The organism is Pseudomonas aeruginosa (assembly GCF_001457615.1).
Taxonomy (GTDB): Bacteria; Pseudomonadota; Gammaproteobacteria; order Pseudomonadales; family Pseudomonadaceae; genus Pseudomonas; species Pseudomonas aeruginosa.
This window is the reverse complement of the sequence record NZ_LN831024.1, coordinates 1,516,654-1,536,470: the sequence shown is the minus strand read 5'-3', so window position 1 is coordinate 1,536,470 and position 19,817 is coordinate 1,516,654. Positions and strand designations below refer to the sequence as shown.

Genomic DNA, 19,817 nt, shown 5'->3' with positions numbered 1-19,817 from the left:
TCACCTTTTGCTCCTCTCGCACCCTCCTTCCCCGGCTGAGCCCCTCCCCCTGCAAATCCGCGACGAATGGCCGCAATCCGGCAATCCGATGAACGAGCGGCCGAACGGCGGGCGCCCAGGCTGCCTGCGCACAGTCGCTGAACGGGTCAGGCCTGGCGGAAGAAGATCATGCCGAACAGCACCGCCAGGGCGCTGAGGAACGACAACCCGGTTTGCCCCAGGACCATCAGGATCGCGGCCGCCGCCGTGCTCAGCGCATGCCAGCCCCAGAGCAGGCACGACAGGTTGAGGACGATGCCGGCCAGGGCCAGGTGACGCTTGCGGCTGCGCCTGAGCAGGCCGGCCAGGCCCAGCACCAGGCCGCAGGTCGATACCGCGAAGACCGCCAGCAAGGCGGCGAACAGGCCGAGCAGATGGTTCTCGTCGCTGAGGTCGATCCGCTCGCCGAGCGCCAGCGCCATCACCGCCAGCGCGATGGCGACCCCGACCAGGGCGAGGAACAGCGACAGGCCGCCCAGCCGCGATTGGCGCAATGGCCGTGCCGGCGGCGCGGCGGCGAGTGTTTCTCCCGTGTGCATGTTCGACCTCCCTGGTCCGAAACCCGCCTCCTCCATGAAGGCATTCGGGCGCACACAGCATAAAGCGTCGCCCCGCCCAACCGATAGATCGACGAGGCGGGACTTTGGCGGCGGGACAACCGCGAAGACCCGGGAAAAACCCCGTAACCCGCGCCTTCCAAGCCCCTCCTTGTGTTTCCGCGACATTTCCTTATAAGATCGCGCCTTCCCCTATTTTCCCGCACGTTGCGGTCCCGCCGCAGGTCCAGTCCCGTTTTCTCTCGCGAAAGCCGGCCAGTGCCTCGGCCAGCAGTAAAAATAAAAGGTAGTCAGCGATGAGCGTACGGCACTTTCTCTCGTTTATGGATTACAGCCCCGAAGAGCTGATCGGTCTGATCCGCCGCGGCAGCGAGCTGAAGGACCTGCGCAACCGAGGCGTGCTCTACGAGCCGCTGAAGAGCCGGGTCCTGGGCATGGTCTTCGAGAAGGCTTCGACCCGTACCCGCCTGTCCTTCGAAGCCGGGATGATCCAGCTCGGCGGCCAGGCGATCTTCCTCTCCCCGCGCGACACCCAGCTCGGCCGCGGCGAGCCGATCGGCGACAGCGCCCGGGTCATGTCGCGGATGCTCGACGGCGTGATGATCCGCACCTTCGCCCACGCCACCCTGACGGAATTCGCCGCGCACTCGAAGGTGCCGGTGATCAACGGCCTGTCCGACGACCTGCACCCCTGCCAGTTGCTCGCCGACATGCAGACCTTCCACGAGCACCGCGGCAGCATCCAGGGCAAGACCGTGGCCTGGATCGGCGACGGCAACAACATGTGCAACAGCTATATAGAAGCGGCGCTGAAGTTCGACTTCCAGCTGCGCGTGGCCTGCCCCGAGGGCTACGAGCCGAAGGCCGAGTTCGTCGCCCTTGCCGGCGACCGCCTGCGCGTCGTCCGCGACCCGCGCGAGGCGGTGGCCGGCGCGCACCTGGTGAGCACCGACGTGTGGGCCTCGATGGGCCAGGAAGACGAAGCCGCCGCGCGCATCGCCCTGTTCCGTCCCTACCAGGTGAACGCCGCGTTGCTCGATGGGGCCGCCGACGATGTACTATTCATGCACTGCCTGCCGGCCCACCGCGGCGAGGAAATCAGCGAAGAGTTGCTGGACGACCCGCGCTCGGTAGCCTGGGACCAGGCAGAGAACCGTCTGCACGCGCAGAAGGCCCTCCTCGAATTGCTGATCGAACACGCCCATTACGCCTGAGCCCATGAGCCACGACCTGCTGCTGAACCTGAAAGATCTCGCCTGCGGCTACGCCTCGCAGAAAGTGGTGCAGGACCTCGACCTGCACCTCAATGCCGGAGACATCGGCTGCCTGCTGGGTCCTTCGGGATGCGGCAAGACCACCACCCTGCGCGCCATCGCCGGCTTCGAACCGGTGCTGGCCGGGCAGATCGAGCTGGGCGGCGAAGTCATCTCGCGTCCCGGCTTCACCCTGGCGCCGGAGAAACGCCGGATCGGCATGGTGTTCCAGGACTACGCGCTGTTCCCCCATCTCAGCGTGGCCGACAATGTCGGCTTCGGCATCCGCAAGCATCCACAACGCGAACGCCTGGTGCGCGAGCTTCTGGAGCTGGTCAAGCTCGACCACCTCGCCGCGCGCCACCCCCACGAACTCTCCGGCGGCCAGCAACAACGGGTGGCCCTGGCCCGCGCGCTGGCGCCCGAACCGCTGTTGCTGCTGCTCGACGAACCCTTCTCCAACCTCGACGTGGAACTGCGCCGCAGCCTCAGCCAGGAGGTTCGCGAGATCCTCAAGGCACGCGGCACCAGCGCGATCCTGGTGACCCACGACCAGGAAGAAGCCTTCGCCGTCTGCGACCACATCGGCGTGTTCAAGGAAGGTCACCTGGAACAGTGGGACACTCCCTACAACCTCTACCACGAGCCGCTGACGCCCTTCGTCGCCAGCTTCGTCGGCCAGGGCTACTTCATTCGCGGCCAGTTGCTCAGCCCCGATACGGTGCAGACCGAACTCGGCGTGATCCGCGGCAATCGCGCCTACAGCCTGCCTTCCGGCAGCGCGGTAGACGTCCTGCTGCGCCCGGACGACCTAGTGCACGCGCCGCAGGGCGAGCTGAAGGCGCGGATCGTCGGCAAGACCTTCCTCGGCGCCGCCACCCTGTACCGCCTGCAATTGCCCACCGGTACCCAGCTGGAATCGATCTTCCCCAGCCATGCCGACCACCAGCCGGGCGATGACGTCGGTATCCGCGTCGCCGCCGACCACCTGGTGGTGTTCGCCGCCCGGGGCAGCGTCGCCGCGCACCTCGCTCCCGTCCAGGCCTGATACCTCGGCGCCGTTCGGTCGGCGGCGCCTTTCCCTATCGACCGCATAGGTGGAGCCGGACGTCTCCAGCCCCTACAATCGCCCGACGATTCGAGGAGCCTGAACGATGCTGATGGTGATTTCCCCCGCCAAGACCCTGGACTACGAGACCCCGCCGGTCACCCACCGCTTCACCCAGCCGCAATACCTGGACCACGCCCAGGAACTGATCCAGCAACTGCGCCAGCTCACGCCACTGCAGATCAGCGAACTGATGAAGCTTTCCGACAAGCTCGCCGGCCTGAATGCCGCTCGCTACGCCAGCTGGCATCCGGAGTTCACCCCGGAGAACGCCAAGCAGGCGTTGCTCGCCTTCAAGGGCGATGTCTACACCGGCCTCAACGCGGAAGACTTCGGCGAGGACGATTTCGCCTTCGCCCAGGATCACCTGCGCATGCTCTCCGGTCTCTACGGCGTGCTGCGCCCGCTCGACCTCATGCAGCCCTATCGACTGGAAATGGGCACCCGCCTGGCCAACGCCCGTGGCAAGGATCTCTACGCCTTCTGGGGCGAGCGTATCAGCCAGTGGCTGAACGAAGCGCTGGCCGCCCAGGGCGACGACGTGCTGCTCAACCTGGCCTCCAACGAGTACTTCAGCGCGGTGAAGCGCAAGGCGCTGCAAGCGCGGGTCATCGACACCGAGTTCAAGGACCTGAAGAACGGCCAGTACAAGATCATCAGCTTCTACGCCAAGAAGGCTCGCGGCATGATGGCTCGCTACGTGATCCGCGAGCGCCTGCGCGACCCGGCCGGGCTGAAGGACTTCAATGCCCACGGCTATTACTTCAGCGCCGAGCAGTCCGGCCCGGATCAGCTGGTATTCCTCAGGGACGCCCCGCAAGACTGATCTCCCCGGCCCGCCGTCCTGGCGGGCCGCTCCTCTTTCGGCACGCCGACGCCTCCTGGCGCTGGAGCGTTCGTCCCTCCGAGGCTCTGCGCCGTCTTTCTCCCCGGAAAAGCCCTTGTGGCGAATAGGCCTACTCAACCGTTCGTCTGCAAGTCATGCGGAACTGCATCACATTTTTTCACACCCAGCCCACCTGCTTTTTCCCAATTCGAGGCGGAAATGCCATCTCCGGCGTAATCCATTGGCCATTACCAGCCTCCCGCCATTACATGCAAATTACGATTGCAAAGTGCATGGGTCGAAGATTAAGGAATCCTTAAGGTTTGCTTAAGGCGGTAAAAGCGGCTTCTGTTTCATTCCGGTGACGCGGAACTTTCAGCCGCCATGCATTCTGCAACTAGTGGCCATTGGCAGGCATTTAACGGAAAGGCCATCAAGTTGGTATCAAGTGATATCAAACGGATATTTCCAAATATTTCGCGAGCGGGACAAACGGCCGGAACTTCCCTCGCAGAGAAAACATCCTATCACCGCGATGCCTATCGATAGTTATGGGCAGAGCAACTTGAAACCGTCTCGAATAATCGGATTCCGCTCCGAGGGACAAACTCAACCTGTTGAAATTAAAGGCCTTTAGAAACTTGAATTCTATGGACCGAACTAAAACGAAGCATCCAAGGTCGGGTTATGCACCGTTATTGAAACCCACCTGAAACATTAAAGGGCATGAACTTATAACTTGCCCTATTAGAGTGCCGAACAACTAAGCACTCTATTCGAAACTGCCTGAAGGCGGATCAAGGGCCCTGGATCGGGGCTCGTAGTAACGGCTCGCCAGATAGGGAAGTGGCCATACGGCCACCTCATTAACGGCGCGACAAACAATCGAGGTGAATGCGATGCGAATCAGCATCTTTGGTTTGGGCTATGTCGGTGCAGTATGTGCTGGCTGCCTGTCGGCACGCGGTCATGAAGTCATTGGTGTGGATGTCTCCAGCACCAAGATCGACCTGATCAACCAGGGCAAGTCGCCCATCGTCGAACCGGGCCTGGAAGCGTTGTTGCAGCAAGGCCGGCAGACCGGACGGCTGTCGGGCACCACCGACTTCAAGAAGGCCGTGCTGGACTCCGACGTATCGTTCATCTGCGTCGGCACGCCGAGCAAGAAGAACGGCGACCTGGACCTGGGCTACATCGAGACCGTCTGCCGCGAGATCGGCTTCGCCATCCGCGAGAAGTCCGAACGCCACACCGTGGTGGTGCGCAGCACCGTACTGCCGGGCACCGTCAACAACGTGGTGATCCCGCTGATCGAGGACTGCTCGGGCAAGAAGGCCGGGGTCGACTTCGGCGTCGGCACCAACCCCGAATTCCTCCGCGAGAGCACCGCGATCAAGGACTACGACTTCCCGCCGATGACCGTGATCGGCGAACTGGACAAGCAGACCGGCGACCTTCTCGAGGAAATCTACCGCGAGCTGGACGCGCCGATCATCCGCAAGACCGTCGAGGTCGCCGAGATGATCAAGTACACCTGCAACGTCTGGCACGCCGCCAAGGTCACCTTCGCCAACGAGATCGGCAACATCGCCAAGGCGGTCGGCGTCGACGGCCGCGAGGTGATGGACGTGATCTGCCAGGACCACAAGCTCAACCTGTCGCGCTACTACATGCGTCCCGGCTTCGCCTTCGGCGGCTCCTGCCTGCCCAAGGATGTACGCGCCCTCACCTATCGCGCCAGCCAGCTGGACGTCGAGCACCCGATGCTCGGTTCGTTGATGCGCAGCAACTCCAACCAGGTGCAGAAGGCCTTCGATCTCATCACCAGCCACGACACCCGCAAGGTCGGCCTGCTCGGCCTGTCGTTCAAGGCCGGCACCGACGATTTGCGCGAAAGCCCGCTGGTGGAGCTGGCCGAGATGCTCATCGGCAAGGGCTACGAGTTGCGCATCTTCGACCGCAACGTCGAATACGCGCGTGTCCACGGGGCCAACAAGGAATACATCGAGTCGAAGATCCCGCACGTCTCCTCACTGCTGGTCTCCGACCTCGACGAAGTGGTGGCGAGTTCCGATGTGCTGGTGCTGGGCAATGGCGACGAGCTGTTCGTCGACCTGGTGAACAAGACCCCGAGCGGCAAGAAGCTGGTCGACCTGGTGGGCTTCATGCCGCACACCACCACTGCCCAGGCCGAGGGCATCTGCTGGTAGCGGGCCGCCCCCCTGGCCCCGTGAGCCGGTAAAGAACCTCTTTATCGCCCTCGGACCGAAGGCCGTCTCCGCGGCGTGCGCCATAACAACAACAAGCGCACGCCGGCGTCGAGGCCAAGGTCCCCAGCCCGATGGAACTGATGATGGAAACTTACAAACGTGGCCTCGCCGAAGCCACCGGCTGGCTGGTGTTCCTCAGCCTGCTGATGGTGCTCGCGCTGGCAGTGCCGAAGACCGTGTTCGACGCCGACTCCAAGGATTTCATCCTGCTTATCGGCGCCGTCGGCATCTGGCGCTACTCCATGGGCGGCGTGCACTTCCTGCGCGGCATGCTGTTCCTCCACGTGGTCTACCCGTACTACCGCCGGCGCGTGCGCCAGTTGGGCAGCGCGGCCGACCCGTCGCACGTGTTCCTGATGGTCACCAGTTTCCGCATCGACGCCCTGACCACTGCCATGGTCTATCGCTCGGTGATCCGCGAAGCCATCGACAGCGGCTACCCGACCACCGTGGTCTGCTCCATCGTCGAGATGTCCGACGAGGTCCTGGTCCGTTCTCTGTGGGAGAAGATGAACCCGCCGGACCGGGTCAGCCTCGACTTCGTGCGGATTCCCGGCACCGGCAAGCGCGACGGCCTGGCCTATGGCTTCCGCGCGATTTCCCGGCACCTGCCGGACGACGACGCGGTGGTCGCGGTGATCGACGGCGACACCGTGCTCGACCACGGCGTGGTGAAGAAGACCGTGCCCTGGTTCAAGCTCTTCCCCAACGTCGGCGGTCTCACCACCAATGAATTCTGCGAAGTGCAGGGCGGCTACGTGATGAGCGAGTGGCACAAGCTGCGCTTCGCCCAGCGCCACATCAACATGTGCTCGATGGCCCTGTCCAAGCGCGTGCTGACCATGACCGGACGGATGTCGGTGTTCCGCGCCCGGGTGGTGACCAACCCCGAGTTCATCACCGACGTCGAGAACGACCACCTGGAGCACTGGCGCCTGGGTCGCTTCAAGTTCCTCACCGGCGACGACAAGTCCAGCTGGTTCAGCCTGATGCGCCTGGGCTACGACACCTTCTACGTGCCCGACGCGGCGATCAACACGGTCGAGCACCCGCCGGAGAAGAGCTTCATCAAGGCCAGTCGCAAGCTGATGTACCGCTGGTACGGCAACAACCTGCGGCAGAACTCGCGCGCGCTCAAGCTCGGCGCGCGGCGCCTGGGCTGGTTCACCATGCTGGTGCTGTTCGACCAGCGCGTCTCGATGTGGACCAGCCTGCTCGGCCTGGTGGTGGCGATCCTCGCCAGCCTCAAGTACAGCATCGCCTTCCTGCTGGTGTACCTGCTCTGGATCGGCCTCACCCGCCTGGTGCTGACCCTGCTCCTCTCGCTCTCCGGGCACCGCATCGGCCCGGCCTATCCGCTGATCCTCTATTACAACCAGATCGTCGGCGCGCTGGTGAAGATCTACGTGTTCTTCCGCCTCGACCGGCAGTCCTGGACCCGCCAGCCGACCAAGCTGGAGCGCGGCCTGGCCAGCTTCCAGCGCTGGTTCAACGCCTGGTCGTCGCGGGCCATGACCTTCTCTGCCGCCAGCATCTTCGTCGCCGTGCTGCTGACCATCGTATGACCACCGAATCGACTACGGACAACGCCAGGGCCGCGGCCCGCGCGCAAATCGACCCAGATTGGACCGAACAGGACCCGACACCATGAATACAGCCGTCAACGTCAACGTCGTGCACGAATCCGAAGCCCAGCGCCAGTTCGCCCGGGTCAAGCTGCCGGCGCGCATCCGCTACATCGGCGCCAACCGCGAAGGCGTCGACGCACGCCTGCTGGATCTCTCCGCCGGCGGCTTCGCCTTCACCGCGAGCGGCGCGCCGATCCAGCCCGGCGACCTGTACAAGGGCAAGCTGCTGTTCCAGGTCGACAGCATCAGCTTTTCCCTCGAAGTGGAGTTCCAGGTGCGCTCGGTGGACCCCGCCAGCCGCCGCGTCGGCTGCGAGTTCCAGAACCTCAAGCCGCGCGAGGTGGCGGCCCTGCGCTACCTGATCACCTCCTACCTGGCCGGCGAGGTGATCGGCGTCGGCGACATGCTCAATACCCTCCAGCGCGAGAACTTCACCAAGGCCCGCAAGCAGGGCGGCGGCAACGGCGGGATGGGCTTCTTCGGCCGGGTCCGGGCGGTGACCCTGAGCACCGCGATCTTCGTCGTCGGAGTCGGCGCCTTCGCCTTCATCCTCAACCAGATGTACAACCTGTACTTCGTCACCCATGCCGATTCCGGCGTGGTCAGCGTCCCCAACCAGCAGATCACCATGCCCCGCGAGGGCACCGTGCAGAGCCTTCTCGGGCCCAACGCGGAAGTCGCCAAAGGCGCGCCGATCGCTACCTTCTCGGCCAACCTGCTGGACATGCTCAAGGGCAACCTGACCGAGGAGCAGCTCAACCCGGGCAACATCGAGAAGCTCTTCGGCCACCAGATGAAAGGGACCCTGACCAGCCCCTGCGACTGCCGCGTGGTCCAGCAACTGGTAGCCGACGGGCAATACGCCAACAAGGGCCAGGTGATCTTCACCCTCGCGCCGCGCGACAGCGTGGCCAGCATCGAGGCACGCTTCCCCTACCGCAACGCCGCCGAGCTGGCGCCGGGCACCCGGGTGAACTTCCAGGTCGCCGGCGACGGCGTCAACCGCAGCGGCCGCATCGTCAACACCGCGCCGGTGGACGGCGACCTGTCCTCGGAAATCCGCGTGCAGATCCAGCCCGACCAGCCGCTCGACGCCCAGTACGCCGGCCGCCCGGCCGAGGTCAGCATCGGCGGCCTGCCCGGCCGCACCCTGCTGAACAAGGCCGTGACCCTGGCCACCGCTCGCTGACCGGTACCCGACCATGAAGATGCCCATCCTCCCTCCCCTGCCCCTGGCGTCCCGGCACCTGCTGCTGGCCTCGGCCATCGCCCTGGCCGCCGGCTGCGCCGGACTGCCCGACCAGCGCCTGGCCCAGGAGGCCCTGGAGCGCGGCGACCTCGCCACCGCCCAGAGCAACTACCAGGCCCTGGCCGCGATGGGTTACGCCGACGCCCAGGTCGGCCTCGCCGACATGCAGGTCGCCAGCGGCGACAGCGCCCAGCAGGCCAAGGCCGAAAAGCTCTACCGCGAGGCCGCGCAGACCTCGCCGCGGGCCCGCGCGCGCCTTGGCAAGTGGCTGGCGGCCAAGCCCGGCGCCAGCGACGCCGAGCACCGCGAGGCCGAGCGCCTGCTCAGCCAGGCCTTCGAACAGGGCGAGGACAGTGCCCTGGTGCCGCTCATCGTGCTCTACCTGCAGTACCCGCAGTCCTGGCCGGAAATCGACCCGCAGCAGCGCATCGACCAGTGGCGCGCGCGCGGACTGCCGCAGGCCGACCTGGCGCAGATCATCCTCTACCGCACCCAGGGCACCTACGCCCAGCACCTGGGCGAGATCGAGCAGGTCTGCCAGCGCTGGCTGCGGCGCATGGACGTGTGCTGGTACGAACTGGCCACGGTCTACCAGATGCAGGGCAACGCGGAAAAGCAGAAGGTCCTGCTCGAACAGCTGCGCGCCGCCTACAAGGCCGGCCGGGTGCCCGGCGAGCGGGTCGACTCGGTGGCCGGGGTGCTCGCCGACGGCGAACTCGGCCAGCCCGACCCGCAGACCGCCCAGGCGCTGCTGGAAGAGATCGCGCCGAGCTACCCCGCGGCCTGGGTCAGCCTGGCCAAGCTGCTCTACGACTATCCCGACCAGGGCGACCTGGAAAAGATGCTCGGCTACCTGAAGAACGCCCAGGACGCCGCCCAGCCACGCGCCGAACTGCTCCTCGGGCGCCTCTACTACGACGGCAAGTGGGCGCCGCAGGACCCGCGCAAGGCCGAGCGGCACCTGCTCAAGGCCGCCGCCAGCGAACCCCAGGCCAACTACTACCTGGGGCAGATCTACCGCCGCGGCTTCCTCGGCAAGGTCTATCCGCAGAAGGCCGTCGACCACCTGATCCTCGCCGCCCGCGCCGGCCAGGCCAGCGCCGACATGGCCCTGGCCCAGCTCTGGTCGCAGGGCCGCGGCATCCAGCCGAACCGGGTCAACGCCTACGTCTTCGGCCAGCTCGCCGTGCAGCAGCAGGTACCGCAGGCCAGCGACCTGCTCGGGCAGATCGAAGCGCAACTGCCGCCGGCCGAACGCAGCCAGGCGCAGCAATTGCTCAAGCGCGAACAACAGAGCCGCGGCAACAACTGGCAGGCCACCGTCAGCCTGCTGCAGAGCCAGGACTCGCCGATCAACGAAGAAGAGCCAGAAAGCCTATGAACAGCTCCCGTTCCGTCAACCCGCGGCCGTCCTTCGCGCCGCGCGCCCTGTCCCTGGCCATCGCCCTGCTGCTCGGCGCGCCGGCGTTCGCCGCCGGCAGCGGCGAGGCACCGAAGAACTTCGGCCTGGACGTGAAGATCACCGGCGAATCGGAAAACGATCGCGACCTCGGCACCGCTCCCGGCGGCACCCTCAACGACATCGGTATCGACCTGCGGCCCTGGGCCTTCGGCCAGTGGGGCGACTGGAGCGCCTACTTCATGGGCCAGGCGGTGGCCGCCACCGACACCATCGAGACCGACACCCTGCAATCGGACACCGACGACGGCAACAACAGCCGCAACGACGGTCGCGAGCCGGACAAGAGCTACCTCGCCGCACGCGAATTCTGGGTCGACTACGCCGGCCTCACCGCCTACCCCGGCGAGCACCTGCGCTTCGGCCGCCAGCGCCTGCGGGAAGACAGCGGCCAGTGGCAGGACACCAACATCGAGGCGCTGAACTGGAGCTTCGAGACCACCCTGCTCAACGCCCACGCCGGAGTCGCACAGCGTTTCAGCGAATACCGCACCGACCTCGACGAACTGGCTCCGGAGGACAAGGACCGCACCCATGTGTTCGGCGACATTTCCACCCAGTGGGCGCCGCACCACCGCATAGGCGTGCGCATCCACCACGCCGACGACAGCGGCCACCTGCGCCGCCCCGGCGAGGAAGTCGACAACCTCGACAAGACCTATACCGGCCAGCTCACCTGGCTCGGCATCGAGGCTACCGGCGATGCCTACAACTATCGTTCGAGCATGCCGCTGAACTACTGGGCCAGCGCCACCTGGCTGACCGGCGACCGCGACAACCTGACCACCACCACGGTCGACGACCGGCGCATCGCCACCGGCAAGCAGAGCGGCGACGTCAATGCCTTCGGCGTCGACCTCGGCCTGCGCTGGAACATCGACGAGCAATGGAAGGCCGGCGTCGGCTACGCCCGCGGCAGCGGCGGTGGCAAGGACGGCGAGGAGCAGTTCCAGCAGACCGGGCTGGAGAGCAATCGCTCCAACTTCACCGGCACCCGCTCGCGCGTGCACCGCTTCGGCGAAGCCTTCCGCGGCGAACTGAGCAACCTCCAGGCAGCCACCCTGTTCGGCTCCTGGCAACTGCGCGAGGACTACGACGCGAGCCTGGTCTACCACAAGTTCTGGCGCGTCGACGACGACTCCGACATCGGTACCAGCGGCATCAACGCCGCCCTGCAACCGGGCGAGAAGGACATCGGCCAGGAACTCGACCTGGTGGTGACCAAGTACTTCAAGCAAGGCCTGCTGCCGGCCTCGATGAGCCAGTACGTCGACGAGCCCTCGGCGCTGATCCGCTTCCGCGGCGGCCTGTTCAAGCCGGGCGACGCCTACGGGCCGGGCACCGACTCGACCATGCACCGCGCCTTCGTCGACTTCATCTGGCGCTTCTGAGCCCCGCGAGGAAACCGGACATGCCCGACATTTCCCTTTCGATCCCCCGCCGCCGGCTCCCGTGCCTGCGCCCGCTGGCCGCGGCAGTGCTCGGCGCGGTGCTGCTGCACGGCCAGGCGTGGGCGGCGCAGCCGGTGGAGAAACCGCAGCCGGTCCCGGCGCAGGCCGGCAACGAGCCGGGCCTGACCCAGGGCCTGAAGGAAACCGGCAACTACACGGTGACCACCGCGCCGGCCGAACCGTTGCACCTGGACCCGCCGAAACTGCCCGACCTCTCCGGCTACACCGCCGCCGCGGTGGAAGCCAAGATCGTGCGCAAGCCGGGTGGCCGCGCCAGCGTGCAGCGCATGGTCCAGCAGCAGCCGCTGAAGGAGTTCACCGGTGGCAGCAACCGCCTCGCCGAATGGGTCAAGCGCCAGCGCCAGATGCCCCAGGCGATCTTCATCGAAGGCGGCTACGTGAACCTCGCCCAGCTCGCCGGCAAGCTTCCCGCCAGCGCGCTGGAACAGGTCGAGCCGGGGGTGTTCGTCGCCCGCCTGCCGATCGTGGTCAGCCAGGGCGCGACCCTCGACATCGACAAGCAGGTCAAGGAACTGCGCCTGTCCCAGGAGCGCGGCGCGTTCCTGGTCAACGACGGCATGCTGTTCGTCCGCGACAGCAAGGTCACCGGCTGGAGCGAATCGAAGAAGGAGCCGGCCTGGTTCAAGACGCCCAACGAGTTCCGCCCGTTCCTGATCTCCTGGGGCGGCGCCGAGGTGTACCTGAGCAACAGCACCTTCACCAGCTTCGGCTACAACGCCTCCAAGGCCTACGGCATCTCCATCTCGCAGTACAGCCCGGGCATGGACAAGCAGATGAAGCGCCCGCGCCCCAAGGGCTGGGTGATCGACTCGACCATCGTCGACAGCTGGTACGGCTTCTATTGCTACGAGGCCGACGACCTGGTGGTGAAGGGCAACACCTACCGCGACAACATCGTCTACGGCATCGACCCGCACGACCGTTCGCACCGCCTGATCATCGCCGACAACACCGTCCACGGGACCAGGAAGAAGCACGGCATCATCGTCTCGCGGGAAGTCAACGACAGCTTCATCTTCAACAACCGCAGCTACGAGAACAAGCTTTCCGGGATCGTCCTCGACCGTAACAGCGAGGGCAACCTGGTGGCCTACAACGAGGTCTATCGCAACCATTCCGACGGCATCACCCTCTACGAGAGCGGCGACAACCTGCTCTGGGGCAACCAGGTCCTGGCCAACCGCCGCCACGGCATCCGCGTGCGCAACAGCGTGAACATCCGCCTCTACGAGAACCTCGCGGCGGGCAACCAGCTGATCGGCGTGTACGGCCACATCAAGGACCTCACCAACACCGACCGCAACATCGCCCTCGACCCATTCGACACCAAGGTCTCGCTGATCGTGGTCGGCGGCAAGCTCGCCGGCAACGGCTCCGGCCCGCTCTCGGTGGATTCGCCGCTGAGCCTCGAACTGTACCGGGTGGCGATGCTCGCCCCGACCAAATCCTCCGGCATCAGCCTGCCCGGCGTTCTCGGCGAGAAGCAGGACCAGATCCTCGACCTGCTGGTGCGCCAGGACAAGGCGGTGCTGATCGACCCCGTGGAAAGCCAGGCCGAACTCCAGGACTGAGGACCCAGACGCATGAAAACCCGCACTTCCCGACTGTTCCGCCTGAGCGCCCTGGCCGCCGGCCTCTGCCTGGCCCAGGCAGCCCTGGCCGCCGACCCCGGCGCGGCGCCGAGCTACCAGGCGCTGCCGGCCGGCAACCTGTGCCCGGCCGCCGCCGACGACTCGCGCTACAACACCAAGTACCTGGGCTTCTTCACCCACCTGGTGCAGGCCCAGGACGACTGGCTGTTCCGCACCACCTACGACCTGCGTACCGACTTCGGCACCAGCGCCGAAGGCTGGCGCGAACTCCGCGCACTGCGCGACGAACTCAAGCGCAAGGGCATCGAGCTGGTGGTGGTCTACCAGCCGACCCGCGGCCTGGTGAACCGCGAGAAGCTCAGCCCGGCGGAAAAGGCCGGCTTCGACTACGAGCTGGCGAAGAAGAACTACCTGGCGACCATCGCCCGCTTCCGCCAGGCCGGCATCTGGACCCCGGACTTCTCGCCGCTGTTCGACGAGAAGGAGGAGCACGCCTACTACTTCAAGGGCGACCACCACTGGACTCCCCATGGCGCCCGGCGCAGCGCGAAGATCGTGGCCGAGACGCTGAAGCAGGTGCCCGGCTTCGAGGATATCCCCAAGAAGCAGTTCGAAAGCAAGCGCGTCGGCCTGCTGTCCAAGCTCGGCACCTTCCACAAGGCCGCCGCGCAACTCTGCGGCAACAGCTACGCCACCCAGTACGTCGACCGCTTCGAGACCGAGCCGGTGGGCGCCAGCGACAGCGGCGACCTGTTCGGCGACGGCGGCAACCCGCAGATCGCCCTGGTCGGCACCTCCAACAGCGGCCCGGCCTACAACTTCGCCGGCTTCCTGGAGGAGTTCAGCGGCGCCGACATCCTCAACAACGCGGTGTCCGGCGGCGGCTTCGACAGTTCGCTGCTGGCGTACATGACCAGCGAGGAATTCCACAAGAACCCGCCGAAGATCCTCATCTGGGAATTCGCCACCCACTACGACATGGCGCAGAAGAGCTTCTACCGCCAGGCCATGCCGCTGGTGGACAACGGCTGCTCCGGCCGGAAGACCGTACTCAGCCGCAAGGTCAAGCTGCGCCAGGGCCGCAACGAGGTGCTGCTGAACAGCGCCGCGCTACCGATCCGTAGCGGCAGCTACGTCGCCGACGTGACCTACAGCGACCCTTCGGTACACGAGTTGAAGAACACCATCTGGTACATGAACGGCCGCCGCGAGCAGTTGAAGATCGAGCAGTCGAAAGCCGTCGATACCGGCGGCCGCTACGTCTTCCAGCTGCGCAACGACAGCGACTGGGCCGACCAGCAGTTCCTTTCCCTGGAAATCGAAGCGCCGGAGGACATGCCCCAGGGCCTGGAGGTCCAGGCCAGCATCTGCCAGGCGGCGCCCGCCAAGGCCAGCCAGTCGGTGGCCGGGAGGTAAACGATGAAAACGTCCCACCTGATCCGTATCGCCCTGCCCGGTGCCCTCGCCGCGGCATTGCTCGCCAGCCAGGTCAGCCAGGCCGCCGACCTGGTACCCCCGCCCGGCTACTACGCGGCGGTCGGCGAGCGCAAGGGCAGCGCCGGCAGCTGCCCCGCGGTGCCGCCGCCGTATACCGGCAGCCTGGTCTTCACCAGCAAGTACGAAGGCTCCGATTCGGCGCGGGCGACCCTCAACGTCAAGGCGGAGAAGACCTTCCGCTCGCAGATCAAGGACATCACCGACATGGAGCGCGGCGCTACCAAGCTGGTCACCCAGTACATGCGCAGCGGCCGCGACGGCGACCTGGCCTGCGCACTGAACTGGATGAGCGCCTGGGCCCGCGCCGGCGCCCTGCAGAGCGACGACTTCAACCACACCGGCAAGTCCATGCGCAAATGGGCGCTGGGCAGCCTCTCCGGCGCCTACATGCGCCTGAAGTTCTCCAGCTCGCGGCCGCTCGCGGCCCACGCCGAGCAGAGCCGGGAAATCGAGGACTGGTTCGCCCGGCTCGGCACCCAGGTAGTCCGCGACTGGAGCGGCCTGCCGCTGAAGAAGATCAACAACCATTCCTACTGGGCGGCCTGGTCGGTGATGTCCACCGCGGTGGTGACCAACCGCCGAGACCTCTTCGACTGGGCGGTGAGCGAGTTCAAGGTCGCCGCCAACCAGGTCGACGAGCAGGGCTTCCTGCCCAACGAACTCAAGCGCCGCCAGCGCGCCCTCGCCTACCACAACTATGCGCTGCCACCGCTGGCGATGATCGCCGCGTTCGCCCAGGTCAACGGCGTCGACCTGCGCCAGGAGAACCACGGCGCCCTGCAGCGCCTGGCCGAGCGGGTGATGAAGGGAGTCGACGACGAGGAAACCTTCGAGGAGAAGACCGGCGAGGACCAGGACATGACCGACCTCAAGGTCGACAACAAGTACGCCTGGCTGGAGCCCTACTGCGCCCTCTACCGCTGCGAGCCGAAGATGCTCGAGGCGAAGAAGGACCGCGAGCCGTTCAACAGTTTCCGCCTCGGCGGCGAAGTGACGCGGGTGTTCAGCCGCGAAGGGGGAAGTTGAGGGCGTGGCGGGAAGCGGGCGCACAGGCCGGGGGCCACGCGCCCCTCTACCCCGCTCGCCGACCAGGCGCCACACCCCGACCCATGCGCGACAGACGCGGGCGGGCGCAACACCTTAGGCAACACCGCGGGGAGGAAAACGGCGGGTCGTCCCGCCTTTCCTCGAGCGCTCCAGGGCGCGGAAAGGCAGGGCCGACCTGAATGGTTGACGCTCTAGAGAGAGAGACGGCATGGTCTTTTCTTCAAACGTGTTCCTGTTCCTGTTCCTGCCGGTCTTTCTCGGCCTGTACTACCTGAGCGGCGAACGTTACCGGAACCTGCTGCTGCTGATCGCCAGCTACGTGTTCTACGCCTGGTGGCGGGTGGACTTCCTCCTGCTGTTCGCCGGGGTCACCGTCTTCAACTACTGGATCGGCCTGCGCATCGGCGCCGCCGGCGTACGCACCAGGGCCGCGCAACGCTGGCTGATCCTCGGCGTGGTGGTCGACCTCTGCGTGCTCGGGTACTTCAAGTACGCCAACTTCGGCGTCGACAGCCTCAACGAGATCATCACCTCGTTCGGCATGCAGCCGTTCGTGCTGACCCACATCCTGCTGCCGATCGGCATCTCCTTCTACACCTTCGAGTCGATCAGCTACATCATCGACGTCTACCGCGGCGATACCCCGGCGACCCACAACCTGATCGACTTCGCCGCCTTCGTCGCGATCTTCCCGCACCTGATCGCCGGCCCGGTGCTGCGCTTCAAGGACCTGGTCGACCAGTTCAACCACCGCACCCACACCGTCGACAAGTTCGCCGAAGGCTGCACCCGCTTCATGCAGGGCTTCGTCAAGAAGGTGTTCATCGCCGACACCCTGGCCGCCCTCGCCGACCACTGCTTCGCCCTGCAGAACCCGACCACCGGCGACGCCTGGCTCGGCGCCCTGGCCTACACCGCGCAGCTCTACTTCGACTTCTCCGGCTACAGCGACATGGCCATCGGCCTCGGCCTGATGATGGGCTTCCGCTTCATGGAGAACTTCAACCAGCCCTACATCAGCCAGTCGATCACCGAGTTCTGGCGGCGCTGGCACATCAGCCTGTCGACCTGGCTGCGCGACTACCTCTACATCAGCCTGGGCGGCAACCGCGGCAGCACCTTCCAGACCTACCGCAACCTGTTCCTGACCATGCTCCTCGGCGGCCTGTGGCACGGCGCCAACTTCACCTACATCATCTGGGGCGCCTGGCACGGCATGTGGCTGGCGATCGAGCGGGCCCTCGGAGTGAACGCCGCGCCGCGCGTGCTCAACCCTTTGAAGTGGGCGTTCACCTTCCTCCTGGTGGTGATCGGCTGGGTGATCTTCCGCGCCGAGAACCTGCAGGTCGCCTGGCGCATGTACGAAGCCATGTTCAGCTTCGGCACCTGGCAGCTCTCCGAACTGAACCGCGCCAGCCTCACCGGCCTGCAGGTCGGCACCCTGGTCCTGGCCTACCTGGTGCTGGCGTTCTTCGGCCTGCGCCAGTTCTACAACCAGCCATTGCAGACCAAGGCGCCCAAGGCCGCGGCGAACAGCGACGAAGTGGCCGCCGACGGCCCGGCCAGTGCCCAGCCGCGCGCCCCGCGCGAGGCCGCCGGCGACCCGGCGGCGATCGCCTACTCGCCGAGCGGCGCGCTGGTCTACCAGCCGAGCTGGCTCAGCCAGTTGCCCGTCCTGGCCACCCGCCTGGCGCTGCTCCTGCTGTTCGCCGCCTCGGTGCTGAAGCTCTCCGCGCAGAGCTACTCGCCATTCCTCTACTTCCAGTTCTGAGCGAGGCCCACGCCATGACACAGAGCATTTCCCGCCCCCTGCAATACGCCTATATCGCCGCCTTCGGCGGGCTGCTGCTGGGGCTCGCCGGATGGTCGCTGAAGAGCGTGCCGGGCTTCTCTGCCGCGGCCGATACGCCACTGCTCAACGGCAAGCTGGCGCACGCCTTCGAAGCCCACTACGACAAGGAATTCCCGATCAAGCGCCTGGGCACCAACCTCTGGGCCGCACTCGACTACACGCTGTTCCACGAAGGCCGCCCCGGCGTGGTGATCGGCAAGGACGGCTGGCTGTTCACCGACGAAGAGTTCAAGCCGGCACCGAGCGGCCAGCAACTGGAAGACAACTGGGCACTGGTACGCGGCGTGCAGCGGGAGCTGAATCGGCGCGGCGTCAAGCTGGTGCTCGCGGTGATCCCGGCCAAGGCCCGCCTGTATCCCGAGCACATCGGCCGCGAGCAGCCGGCCGCGCTGCACGACAGCCTCTACCAGGACTTCCTGGCCCGCGCCCGCGCCGCCGGCATCGACAGTCCCGACCTGCTCGGCAGCCTGCGCCAGGCCAAGGACAACGGCGCGGTGTTCCTGCGCACCGACACCCACTGGTCGCCGCTCGGCGCGGAAACCGTGGCCCAGCGCCTCGGCGCGGAGATCCGCGAGACACACCTGCTGGATGTGCCGGCGCAGAACTTCGTCACCCGCGTCGGCGAAGAACGCACGCACAAGGGCGACCTGCTCAGCTTCCTGCCGCTCGACCCACTGTTCGACGAACTGCTGCCGCGTCCGGAGCAGTTGCAGCAACGCACCACCGAAGCCGCGCCGGCACTGCCGGGCGGCCAGCAGTCCGGCGCGGGCGACGACCTCTTCGGCGATAGCCAGCAACCGCGCCTGGCGCTGGTCGGCACCAGCTACAGCGCCAACCCCAGGTGGAACTTCGAGGGCGCGCTGAAACAGGCGCTGTCCGCCGACCTGATCAATTACGCGAAGGAAGGCAAGGGCCCCCTCGAACCGATGCTGGAACTGCTGCAGGACGAAGGCTTCCGCAAGGACCCGCCGCAACTGCTGGTCTGGGAGTTTCCCGAGCGCTACCTGCCGATGGCCAGCGACCTCAGCCAGTTCGACGCCGACTGGGTCGCCCAGCTGAAGGCCAGCGGCGGCCGCGATGAGCGCCTGGCCGCCAGCCGCAACGATTGAACGAACACAGCCAAGGCTGTTTACCCACGGGGCCGAGCGCCCCGCTGAAGAAGAAGCAACGGAGGAATACCCATGAACCCGATGACCCGCCGCCACACCTGGACCCGCCTGGCCTGCGCACTTTCCCTCGGCGTCGCCGCATTCGCCGCGCAGGCCGACGAGGGCGCCCTGTACGGGCCCCAGGCACCCAAGGGCTCGGCCTTCGTCCGCGCCTACAACGCCGGCAACAGCGAACTCGACGTGTCGGTCGGCAGCACCAGCCTGAACGACGTCGCGCCGCTCGGTTCCAGCGACTTCAAGTTCCTCCCCCCCGGCAGCTACACCGCCCAGGTCGGCCAGCAGAGCCTGCCGGTCAAGCTCGACCCGGACAGCTACTACACCCTGGTCAGCCAGCCCGGCGGCAAGCCGCAGCTGGTGGCCGAGCCGCCGTTCAAGAACAAGCAGAAGGCGCTGGTACGGGTGCAGAACCTCAGCGGCTCGAAGCTGACCCTGAAGACCGCCGACGGCAAGACCGACGTGGTCAAGGACGTCGGCCCGCAAAGCCACGGCGACCGCGAGATCAACCCGGTGAAGGTGAACCTGGCGCTGTTCGACGGCAGCAAGAAGGTCAGCGACCTGAAGCCAGTCACCCTGGCCCGCGGCGAGGTGGTCTGCCTGTACGTCACCGGCAGCGGCGGCAAGCTCGCGCCGGTCTGGGTCAAGCGCCCGGTGAAGGCGGACTGAGACCGACCGGGAGAGGCTCGCCCCTCCCGGCATTCCACACAACAAGACCGGCCCGACACCGGCGCACCAACCGTCAGCGCTCCCGCAGAAGGAGCGCACTGGAGAGGTCACCCGGGGCTCCGTGGAGCCCGGTAAC

15 protein-coding genes are annotated in these 19,817 nt (G+C 66.2%); 14 read left to right on the top strand and 1 reads right to left on the bottom strand.

Translation table 11 applies throughout. From position 1 onward, the window contains the following. Positions 1-146: 146 nt before the first annotated feature. Positions 147-578 carry a hypothetical protein gene (locus AT700_RS07095; RefSeq protein WP_003162731.1) on the bottom strand — a complete coding sequence of 144 codons (432 nt, stop codon included), beginning with the start codon at positions 576-578 and terminating at the stop codon, positions 147-149. Between the two features lie 314 nt (positions 579-892). Between AT700_RS07095 and argF the strand changes: the two genes are divergently transcribed. From argF to algF, 14 genes are all read left to right on the top strand, one after another. Continuing rightward, entirely contained in the window at positions 893-1,810 is a 918-nt protein-coding gene (gene argF, locus AT700_RS07090) for an ornithine carbamoyltransferase (RefSeq protein ID WP_003092090.1), read from the top strand. A 4-nt stretch (positions 1,811-1,814) separates the two neighbouring features. Beyond that, positions 1,815-2,897, top strand: a complete 1,083-nt coding sequence (locus AT700_RS07085) for an ABC transporter ATP-binding protein (RefSeq protein WP_003092092.1) — start codon at positions 1,815-1,817, stop codon at positions 2,895-2,897. 106 nt (positions 2,898-3,003) lie between these two features. Continuing rightward, positions 3,004-3,783: a peroxide stress protein YaaA gene (gene yaaA / locus AT700_RS07080; RefSeq protein ID WP_003104258.1), complete on the top strand. Its 780-nt coding sequence runs from the start codon at positions 3,004-3,006 to the stop codon at positions 3,781-3,783. 899 nt (positions 3,784-4,682) lie between these two features. Beyond that, on the top strand, positions 4,683-5,993 hold the full coding sequence (gene algD / locus AT700_RS07075) for a GDP-mannose 6-dehydrogenase (RefSeq protein ID WP_003110461.1): 1,311 nt from the start codon (positions 4,683-4,685) through the stop codon (positions 5,991-5,993). 140 nt (positions 5,994-6,133) lie between these two features. After that, the gene (alg8, locus tag AT700_RS07070; protein ID WP_003119545.1) at positions 6,134-7,618 is read left to right on the top strand and encodes a mannuronan synthase; all 1,485 of its coding nucleotides are present in this window, start codon (positions 6,134-6,136) and stop codon (positions 7,616-7,618) included. Between the two features lie 82 nt (positions 7,619-7,700). Beyond that, entirely contained in the window at positions 7,701-8,870 is a 1,170-nt protein-coding gene (gene alg44 / locus AT700_RS07065; RefSeq protein WP_003092101.1) for an alginate biosynthesis protein Alg44, read from the top strand. 13 nt (positions 8,871-8,883) lie between these two features. Beyond that, positions 8,884-10,311, top strand: coding sequence for an alginate biosynthesis TPR repeat lipoprotein AlgK (gene algK / locus AT700_RS07060; protein WP_003112887.1), 1,428 nt, complete (start codon positions 8,884-8,886; stop codon positions 10,309-10,311). After that, positions 10,308-11,780 (top strand): outer membrane porin AlgE, encoded by a 1,473-nt coding sequence (gene algE / locus AT700_RS07055; RefSeq protein WP_003110464.1) that lies wholly within the window; start codon positions 10,308-10,310, stop codon positions 11,778-11,780. Before algK ends, algE begins: the two co-directional genes overlap by 4 nt. A 20-nt stretch (positions 11,781-11,800) precedes the next feature. Then, on the top strand, positions 11,801-13,432 hold the full coding sequence (algG, locus tag AT700_RS07050) for a mannuronan 5-epimerase AlgG (protein WP_003158303.1): 1,632 nt from the start codon (positions 11,801-11,803) through the stop codon (positions 13,430-13,432). Between the two features lie 12 nt (positions 13,433-13,444). Then, positions 13,445-14,869, top strand: coding sequence for an alginate biosynthesis protein AlgX (algX, locus tag AT700_RS07045; protein WP_003162733.1), 1,425 nt, complete (start codon positions 13,445-13,447; stop codon positions 14,867-14,869). A 3-nt stretch (positions 14,870-14,872) separates the two neighbouring features. Next, complete coding sequence (gene algL / locus AT700_RS07040; protein WP_003092108.1) at positions 14,873-15,976, top strand: alginate biosynthesis protein AlgL; 1,104 nt, start codon at positions 14,873-14,875, stop codon at positions 15,974-15,976. A gap of 229 nt (positions 15,977-16,205) precedes the next feature. Beyond that, positions 16,206-17,768 (top strand): MBOAT family O-acyltransferase, encoded by a 1,563-nt coding sequence (locus tag AT700_RS07035; protein WP_003110467.1) that lies wholly within the window; start codon positions 16,206-16,208, stop codon positions 17,766-17,768. A 14-nt stretch (positions 17,769-17,782) separates the two neighbouring features. Beyond that, positions 17,783-18,958, top strand: a complete 1,176-nt coding sequence (gene algJ / locus AT700_RS07030; RefSeq protein WP_003092111.1) for an alginate O-acetyltransferase — start codon at positions 17,783-17,785, stop codon at positions 18,956-18,958. 72 nt (positions 18,959-19,030) lie between these two features. Then, the gene (gene algF, locus AT700_RS07025) at positions 19,031-19,681 is read left to right on the top strand and encodes an alginate O-acetyltransferase AlgF (RefSeq protein ID WP_003092112.1); all 651 of its coding nucleotides are present in this window, start codon (positions 19,031-19,033) and stop codon (positions 19,679-19,681) included. Positions 19,682-19,817 lie beyond the last annotated feature (136 nt).